This window comes from Frankia sp. CoBUL1, from assembly GCF_978021245.1.
In genome coordinates this window covers 1-7,871 of record NZ_CDXDOS010000159.1, presented here as the reverse complement: position 1 = coordinate 7,871, position 7,871 = coordinate 1, and the positions used below count along the sequence as shown (strand labels likewise).

The window sequence follows — 7,871 nt, the reverse complement described above, 5'->3', positions numbered from 1 at the left end:
GCCCCCCGGGCCGTCGGGGGTGGCGGCGTGGTGGCTGCCGGTACCCGAAACCGCGCCCCGACCCGCACCGGGACGCGTGGCGGGTGGTGGCCGGCGCAGCGGGCAGCAGGCGGCGTCGCCGTGGATGTCCGAGGGGTTCGTGTACCGCCGGGTGCACGCCTCCTACCTGCATCTGCACTGGGCTGGACGGCCCGGCGCCGCCACCCGCCTGCTCGCCGCCGCCCGCGCAGCCCGCCGGGAGGACGGCCGGGACACCGCCGGCGCCGCACCCCGCGCCCTGAAGCCCGCCGGCCCACCCGGCCGGATCCAGCCCGGCGCGGCGTGACCGGAGCGGAACCGGGGGACGGGAGGCTGGTCGTCGGTGTCGGCGCACGGCCCGGGGTGACGGCGGCAGAGATCCTGGAGCTGGTCGAGGCGGCGCTGCACGACCTCGCGGCGCCGGCGAGCGCGGTGCGCCGGATGGCGACGGTCGAGGCCCGCCGGGACGAACCGGGCGTCGTCGCCGCCGCCCGCCACCACGGCTGGCCGCTGGTGGGCCATCCCGCCGCCCTGCTCGCCACCGTCGACGTGCCCCATCCCGGTGCCGCCGCCCACGCCGCGCTCGGCACCCCGAGCGTCGCCGAGGCTGCCTGTCTGATTCCCTTCGCTGTCCCCCCGTCCCCGGCAACGGCCACCCTGCCCCCGGCAACGGCCATGCCACAGCCGGTCCTGCTCGTACCCAAACGCGCCGGCCGGCGGGCGACGGTCGCGATCGCCCGGCATGGCACGCCGGATCGGGATGGCGGCGCTTCCGCGTGACCGCGGACCAGGTCGGCTGGGTGGTCGAGCGGACCACCTTTGATCAGCATCGGCTCGCGCCGCTGGTGTTGTTGACGTACTACGCGGTCACCCCACTGCCCTCAGGACAACCGTTCAGAGCAGCTGTTCAGAACCTGGCCATTCTCGGCGCGCTGCGCTCGGTTGTCCGCAGCGGAGATTTACGCCTTCATGGCAACTCCCGACCACTGGGTCGGCACCTTCGCTGCGACGAAGGCGGTCCGCGGGGAGAACACCGACCGCCCGGTGCCGGTGGGGGCACGGTTCGTCGACGTCATCGAGGTCGCCCCGGACACGACCGTCGAGGTCGAGTGGACGGTCACCCGCAACGAGCCCGGAGTCATCTGGCAGATGACCACCGACCCCGCCATAAGCGCCGACCCGGCCGACGGCACTGTCCACATCGTCATCACCTACACCTACACCTACACCGGCGGCACAGAAACGGAGCTCGCCGCCGACACCGTAGCCGCCGCGGCCGGCGCCGGTGCCGGGACGCTGGTCACCCGTGCCCTACGCGCCACCTACCTCGGCAACTCGCCCATTCCCCTGGCCTACCACGACAGCTGGACAGACCAGGCCGGCCCAGCCCACTTCCTGCAGACAGTCCGGGAAACGCTGCTCAATACCGGGTCCACCGGCCGGCGACCTTGACGTCTCATCAGCTTTGACCTACCGGAGCCGGGGATCGCGTGTTCTCCGGGTGATACGCCCCGCGTCCACGGTCGTGCCGTGTGGCTCCCCGCCACCGGTAATCTTCAGCGACTCAGCCGAACGGAGGACAAACACGAATCTTTCTTCCCGAGGTTTCTCAGCCCCATGCGACGCCAGACGGGATCGCCGCATCGGCGCAGGCGTCCGCGATCAGGTCCAGGGACAGGCCGAGGACCCGCGCCAGCGCGGCGACGGTGAAGAACGCCGGGGTCGCGATCCGGCCCGCCTCGATCTTGCGCAGCGTCTCCGCCGACAGCCCGGCCGCCGCGGCGACCTCGACCATGCTGCGGTCCCCCCGGGCGGTGCGCAGCAGGGCGCCCAACCGCTCCCCGCGTTCGCGTTCCAGCCGGGTCAACGGCGTCCGCACCATGGCCATGATGGTAGTACCGGCATGCCCCTACCCGACTCCGCACCACAACCGTGATACTAATAACGGTATAAGAATTGGTCACGGGTGCGGGTCCGAGCCCGCCGGCCGAGCAGGGGCGGGCGAGGCCTGCGGTGGGGTCTGGGCCTCGTCTCCCGCGGGACCGGCGGCGGGGGACGGCACCGACGGCGGGCGACGGAGCAACCCATGGTCGAACTGAAGTCGGGCACGGCGATCGAGGCGATGGCCGCGGCCGGGGCGGTCGTCGCCCGCGCCCTCGCGGCGGTACGCGCCACCGCCGCAGCCGGCGTCACCCTGCGCGAGCTCGACGACACCGCACACGCGGTGATCCGCGACGCCGGGGCCGAGCCGGCCTTCCTGCACTACCAGCCGCCCTTCGCCCCGACCCCGTTCCCCGCGGTCATCTGCACCTCGGTCAACGACACGGTCGTGCACGGCATCCCGGACGGCACCCCGCTGCGCGACGGCGACCTGCTCAGCGTCGACTGCGGCGCCGAGCTCGACGGCTGGGTCGGCGACGCGGCCGTCACCTTCTGCATCGGCACCCCGACGCCGACCTCGTCGAGACCACCCGCCGCGCGCTGGCCGCCGGCATCACCGCCGCGGTCGCGGGCGGCCGCCTCGGCGACATCGCGCACGCCATCGGCCGGGTCGGGCGGGCAGCCGGCTACGGCATCCCGCGCGGCTTCGGCGGCCATGGCATCGGCCGGCGCATGCACGAGGACCCCGGTGTTCCCAACGACGGCCGGCCCGGTCGGGGCATGCTGCTGCGTCCCGGCCTGGTCCTCGCCCTGGAGCCGATGTTCCTCGCCGGCGGTCGCGACCACTGCCGCACGGCCCCAGACGGTTGGGCGCTGCGCACCGCCGACGGCAGCCGCGCCGCCCACGCCGAGCACACCGTCGCGATCACCGAGGACGGCCCCCGCGTACTGACCGTCCCCTGAGGGCGGATCGTGGCCGGCGCGGGCGATGATCCCGCCAGGCGATCGTCGGCGTGGAGAACCTGCTGATCCGACCGGTGAAACCGGCCCTTTTCCAGTTATCCTGTCGGGGTGGTGGTGCAGCTACGGCTGGAGCGGGACGCGCGGGCGTTGACCGAGGTCGTCACTCGACTTCGGCGGGTGCTGCGGACGAGTATCCGCAGCGACTACCCGTGGGAGGCCCTGCCGATGGCCCAGGTGGAGTTGTTGCAATGCCTGCAGGAACGCGATGGCGCGCGGGTGGGCGAGCTCGCCGGCCTGCTCCACCTGGCTCCGAATACGGTGAGCACCCTGGTGCAACAGATGTCGGACGCGGATCTTCTGCGGCGGGTCACCGACCCGGCCGACCGGCGCGCGGCCCGGGTGTCGTTGACCGAGACCGGTACCCGCCATCTGCAGGGGTGGCGCGAGGCCCACGAACGCAGGCTCGGCGACGCACTGGGCCGGCTCGCAGCCGCCGACCAGGCCGTTATTGTCGAAGCCTTGCCGGCCCTGTCACGCCTGGTCGAACAGCTCGATGACCGCCGCCCGGCCGACCCGTCCTCCGTCGCCACCGGCGGACCCTGACCGCAGGTTCCTCGGGAGGCGTGCCGGACCGGTTGCCGCCGCTGCGGGATCACGCCCGCCGGCTTCGCGGACGCCGCCGCGCCCGGGCTGGTGCTGGCGCAGGCGATCGGACGGTGGGTAACTACTTTCAGGACCTCGGCGTGCTGCTGCTCGCCGCCGACCGGCGCTGGGCCTTTCGCCGGGGAAGGCTGTTCGCCCTGTACGTCGCGGCCTACACCGCCGGCCACCAACGCCGCGTGCCCACCTCCAGCGGCCGGCCTGGCATTCGCCCCCGCACCGGCCTACTCTGTCTGAAACAGAGTTTATCTGTCACAGACAGAGCTGGGGAGCCGCGCCCTGCCGTGAGCGGCTTCCGCTGGAGGAACAGGTAGCCATGGACCCGGGCGTGCGTACCTCCGCGTCCCGCAACACCCTGATGTCGCTGCTGGCCCACGAGCGGGCCCGCCCGCGCGCGGTCCGCGACCTGCCGGGCGGCTGGTGGCTGGCGGTCGCCACCGTGTGCTTCGGCGCGTTCATGGGCCAACTCGACGCCAGCATCGTCACCCTGGCCTACGGGCCGCTGTGCGCACAGTTCCACGCCCCGCTCGCTGCAGTCACCTGGGTCTCCCTGGCCTACCTGCTCACCCTGGTCGCCCTGCTGGTGCCCGTCGGCCGGCTCGCCGACGCCCACGGCCGCAAACAGTTCTACCTCTACGGACTCCTCGTCTTCATCGCCGCCTCGGCCGCCTGTGGCCTGGCTCCCAGCTTCGCCGCTTTGATCGGTTCCCGCGTCGCGCAGGCCGTCGGCGCCGCGATGCTGCAGGCCAACAGCGTCGCCCTTGTCGCCACCAGCGCACCCCGCCCGAGGATGCGCGCCGCCCTGGGCGTCCAGGCCGCCGCCCAGGCTCTCGGCCTCGCTCTCGGCCCCACCCTCGGCGGAGCCCTGGTCACCACCCTCAGCTGGCGCTGGGTGTTCGCCATCAACGTCCCCGTCGGGACAATCGCCCTCATCGCCGGCTACTACCTGCTACCCCGCACCCGCCAGCGCACCGACCCTGCCCCCTTCGACTGGCCGGGCCTGGCCCTCCTCGCCACCGCCACCACCACCCTGCTGCTGGCCGTCTCGGCCGTCTCCGGCCTGAACCTGCCCTCCGCGGCCACCGCCATCCTCGCCATCCTCGCCCCGCTCGCCGGCTACGGCCTCGTCCAACGGGAACGCCGCGCGCCGGCACCCCTGATCGACCTGCGCCTCCTTCGCATCCCTGCCCTCGCGGGGGGACTCGTCGGCGCGCTGTGCGGCTACCTCGTCCTGTTCGGCCCGCTCGTCCTGGTCCCCGTCGTCCTCACCGACCGCGGCACCTCCCCCCTGCACGCCGGGCTGGTCCTCACCGCCCTGCCCGGAGGCTTCGCGCTCGCCGCCAGCGGCGCCGGGGCGGTCCTACCCGACCGGTGGAGCGACCGCCGCCGCTACGCGCTCGGCGCCGTCACCTGCACGATGGCACTCGCCGCCGCACTCGCCGTGCCACTGTCCGCACCCTGGCTGATCCCCCCGATGGCCGTGCTCGGCCTCGGCATCGGCGTCTACACCCCCACCAACAACACCACGATCATGAGTGCGATCCCGGCCCACGCGGCGGGTACCGGCGGCGGACTGGTCAACATGACCCGCGGCCTGGGCACCGCCCTCGGCGTGGCCATGGTCACCCTCGCCGTCCACCTCGCCGCCGGCGCCACCGGGCCCCGCCTGGCAATCGTCGGCCTCACCGCGGCATCCCTCCTCCTGTTCACCCCCCTCCTCACCTCTAGCCGGGGCATGAGGAACATCGGAACGGAAAACAGCGCCAGGTGCTGATCTAGTACTCCAGTGACAGTGATCCTTACGTGGTCGCGGCCCGGTGAGTCCGGGCTGAGCGGCTACCTGATCCGGATGCCGTACTGGGCGATCCGCCGGTAGAGCGTGGACCGGCTCAGGCCGACCCGCTCGGCTGCCTCGGCCATGGTGAGGGACGGGTCGTTCAGAGCCCGCACGATCTCGTCCCGCTCGAACGTCTCCAGTCGCGTCAGCCGGTGGCGGCCGTGCGAGAGCACCTCGGCCGGGAGGTGTCCGACGTCGATCGGGTCGTGGCGGCGAGCCAGTTTCTTGACGACCTGCATCAGCTGCTCGACGTTGCCCGGCCAACGATGGCCGGACAGGGCGCGTTCGGCCGCCGGGGTCAGATCCACCTCGCGGCCCCGTGCCCGCAGGGCCGCCACCCGCGCCACCCGCGCCAACGGCCCGATGTCCTCGGGCCGTTGGCGCAGCGGTGCGACCGGGAAGATCCCGTCAACGATCGCGCGCAGTGCGGCCGGGATATCCTCGAACCGCTCCACCGTGATCACGAAGGGCAGGCAGCCCGCCGGGTCGGCTGCGCCCGATCGCGCCTCGACCCGGGCCCTGAGCACCCGGTCCCGCACCTGTTCGGCCACCCACAGGGGGAGCAGGTCGACGTCGCGCACGATGACCGCCGTGCTCGCCTTCGTCAGCTCCGGGGTCCACAGGGACAGCCACGGCTCGACGTCCGCCGCTGCCGGGTTGCTCGCGGCCAGGATGCGGTAGCGCGGAAAGGCCCGGCGCAGGGCCTGCGCGAGCGCCGTCGTACGGCCGCTGCCCGGCTCGCCGACACAGGCCACGACCCGCCCGTCGCGCAGGCCCGCCTCTGCCAGTGACACCGCACGGCGCCAGGAAGGAGCCGGAGAGGTCGTGCAGACTGCCGGCCCCGGGCTCCGCGCGCGGGCTTTCCACCCGGAACACCTCGCCGCGTGGGCGCGGGCGGCCACCCGTGACGCCCCCGGACCGCAACCGCATCAGGTCCGTCGTGTGCTGCGCGGCGGACTCAGCCAGCGCGAGCAGCAGGTTGCTCGACGACTCCGACCAGGTCGTCAGGTTGACCGAGCCCTCGAGGCGTCCGGTCCCTGGGTGGAGCACCGGCGCCGCGGCGCAGGTGTAGCAGCACAGCCCGACGGCGTAGTGCTCCTCGGCCCGCACCAGGGACGGGGCGCGGTCCGCCAGCGCGAGCCCGAGTCCCGTCGTACCCACCACCCGCTCGGCGTAGGAGAAGCCCGGCGCGAGGTGTACCCGGTCCAGCGCGCGCAGGAGGCTGGTGTCCCCGCTGAGACGGTTGAGCACCAAGCCGTCCGCGCCGGTCAACATCAGGCTGACGGGCTCCGCGGCCAGCGTCCGGTGGAGGCCGGCCAGCACCTCGCGGCCGCTGTCGTAGAACAGCGAGCTCTGGTCGATCGTGCCGGAGAAGACCGGGTCGACGTCGTCGAGGGAGACGCCGTACTCCTCGCTGCGCTGCCAGGAGGCCATCAGCCGGCAGGAGACGTCCGACCGGGTGTGGTCGCGCCCCGCGCGCGCCTCGGCCGCGAACCCGCGGGCACGTGCCGGGATGACGTCGTCGGGCATGACACTCCCTGAAAGCCCTGCTGTGATCCAGGTCATAAGCGTAGGCGCCAGCCTCGTCCCTGGCACGGCCGCGCGTGTCTCAGTTTGGGACATTCGGTCATCCCACAATGAGACATCGACCCCGGGACCTCTCCCCCCACGCGGGCACTAGCCTCCCGACAGGCCCGCGATGGCCGTGGGCCGGAGGAGGACCAGGATGTACGCCAAGGACGGTGAGAACTACTTCATCGTGGACGCCCACATCGCGTTGTGGGACGGGCGCCCGGAGAACCAGCGCAACGTCCACGGCAAGCAGTTCATCGACTGCTTCTACGCCTACCACACGAGCTTTACCCCGGCGTCGGAGATGTGGGAGTACGACGAGTACCTCTACCAGGGCGGCGAGCGGCTGATGAAGGATGTGTTCGAGACCGGGTACGTCGACCACGCCATCTTCCAACCCGCCTACCTCGGGGAGTTCTACACCAACGGGTTCGGGCAGACCGAAGAGGCGTTCGCGCTCACCCAGGCCCACCCCGACAAGCTGACCTACAACCACAACTGGGATCCGCGCAACGGCGGGGCCGGCCTCGACCAGCTCCGCGCCGACGCCGAGAGGTTCGGTCTCAAGGGGGTCAAGCTCTGCACCGCGGAGTGGAAAGGCGGCTCGCGCGGATGGAAGCTGACCGATCCCTGGGCTTATCGGTACTTGGAGGCCTGCCAGGAGTTAGGCATCAAGAACATCCACGTCCACAAGGGCCCGACCATCAAGCCGCTGGACCGCGACGCGTTCGACGTCGCCGACATCGACCACGTCGCAAGCGATTTCGAAGACCTGAACTTCATCGAGCCTTTTCAAAGTAGCTTTTCCTGAATCGGCCATATATTTTCAGGTTGATCCGCCGGATTCACCTGGAGGCCGATCCGACAACAACCTTGATCGAGCGTTGTTGATGTAGTCGCGGAAATCAGAGAAGTCCCCGGTAGATCACAGGGTGCCTAA

7 protein-coding genes and 3 pseudogenes are annotated in these 7,871 nt (G+C 71.9%); 7 read left to right on the top strand and 3 right to left on the bottom strand.

The window, feature by feature from the left end; translation table 11 throughout:
* From AC08OX_RS12200 to AC08OX_RS12190, 3 genes and pseudogenes are all read left to right on the top strand, one after another.
* A pseudogene (locus AC08OX_RS12200) lies at positions 1-325 on the top strand (cobyrinate a,c-diamide synthase); the annotation flags it as partial.
* Entirely contained in the window at positions 322-798 is a 477-nt protein-coding gene (locus AC08OX_RS12195) for a cobalamin biosynthesis protein (protein ID WP_476607928.1), read from the top strand. The pseudogene AC08OX_RS12200 and the gene AC08OX_RS12195, both read left to right, overlap by 4 nt.
* Positions 799-987: 189 nt before the next feature.
* A complete protein-coding gene (locus tag AC08OX_RS12190; RefSeq protein ID WP_476607927.1) occupies positions 988-1,470 on the top strand; it encodes a hypothetical protein in 483 nt (160 codons plus the stop codon).
* 157 nt (positions 1,471-1,627) lie between these two features.
* Here AC08OX_RS12190 and AC08OX_RS12185 read toward each other — a convergent pair whose 3' ends face one another.
* Positions 1,628-1,900, bottom strand: coding sequence for a helix-turn-helix domain-containing protein (locus tag AC08OX_RS12185; RefSeq protein WP_476607929.1), 273 nt, complete (start codon positions 1,898-1,900; stop codon positions 1,628-1,630).
* A 204-nt stretch (positions 1,901-2,104) separates the two neighbouring features.
* Between AC08OX_RS12185 and map the strand changes: the two are divergent.
* The 3 genes and pseudogenes from map (at position 2,105) to AC08OX_RS12170 (ending at position 5,296) form a co-directional block, all read left to right on the top strand.
* Positions 2,105-2,862 (top strand): annotated as a pseudogene (gene map, locus AC08OX_RS12180) (type I methionyl aminopeptidase).
* Positions 2,863-2,970: 108 nt separating this feature from the next.
* The gene (locus tag AC08OX_RS12175; protein ID WP_023841338.1) at positions 2,971-3,465 is read left to right on the top strand and encodes a MarR family winged helix-turn-helix transcriptional regulator; all 495 of its coding nucleotides are present in this window, start codon (positions 2,971-2,973) and stop codon (positions 3,463-3,465) included.
* A gap of 385 nt (positions 3,466-3,850) precedes the next feature.
* Positions 3,851-5,296 carry an MFS transporter gene (locus AC08OX_RS12170; RefSeq protein WP_476607926.1) on the top strand — a complete coding sequence of 482 codons (1,446 nt, stop codon included), beginning with the start codon at positions 3,851-3,853 and terminating at the stop codon, positions 5,294-5,296.
* A gap of 62 nt (positions 5,297-5,358) precedes the next feature.
* On the opposite strand, the gene AC08OX_RS12165 is transcribed toward AC08OX_RS12170, so the two are convergent.
* Together AC08OX_RS12165 and AC08OX_RS12160 are read right to left on the bottom strand one after the other, a co-directional pair.
* The gene (locus AC08OX_RS12165; protein WP_476607925.1) at positions 5,359-6,153 is read right to left on the bottom strand and encodes an AAA-type ATPase lid domain-containing protein; all 795 of its coding nucleotides are present in this window, start codon (positions 6,151-6,153) and stop codon (positions 5,359-5,361) included.
* A 211-nt stretch (positions 6,154-6,364) separates the two neighbouring features.
* Positions 6,365-6,634 (bottom strand): annotated as a pseudogene (locus AC08OX_RS12160) (AAA-type ATPase lid domain-containing protein); the annotation flags it as partial.
* A 451-nt stretch (positions 6,635-7,085) separates the two neighbouring features.
* On the opposite strand from AC08OX_RS12160, the gene AC08OX_RS12155 reads away from it, so the two are divergent.
* The gene (locus tag AC08OX_RS12155) at positions 7,086-7,742 is read left to right on the top strand and encodes an amidohydrolase family protein (protein WP_476607924.1); all 657 of its coding nucleotides are present in this window, start codon (positions 7,086-7,088) and stop codon (positions 7,740-7,742) included.
* Positions 7,743-7,871 lie beyond the last annotated feature (129 nt).

Coding starts and splice junctions, on each gene's coding strand:
- AC08OX_RS12155 (WP_476607924.1), top strand. CDS start 7,086: ATGTACGCCAAGGACGGTGAGAACTACTTCATCGTGGACGCCCACATC.
- AC08OX_RS12190 (WP_476607927.1), top strand. CDS start 988: ATGGCAACTCCCGACCACTGGGTCGGCACCTTCGCTGCGACGAAGGCG.
- AC08OX_RS12185 (WP_476607929.1), bottom strand. CDS start 1,900: ATGGTGCGGACGCCGTTGACCCGGCTGGAACGCGAACGCGGGGAGCGG.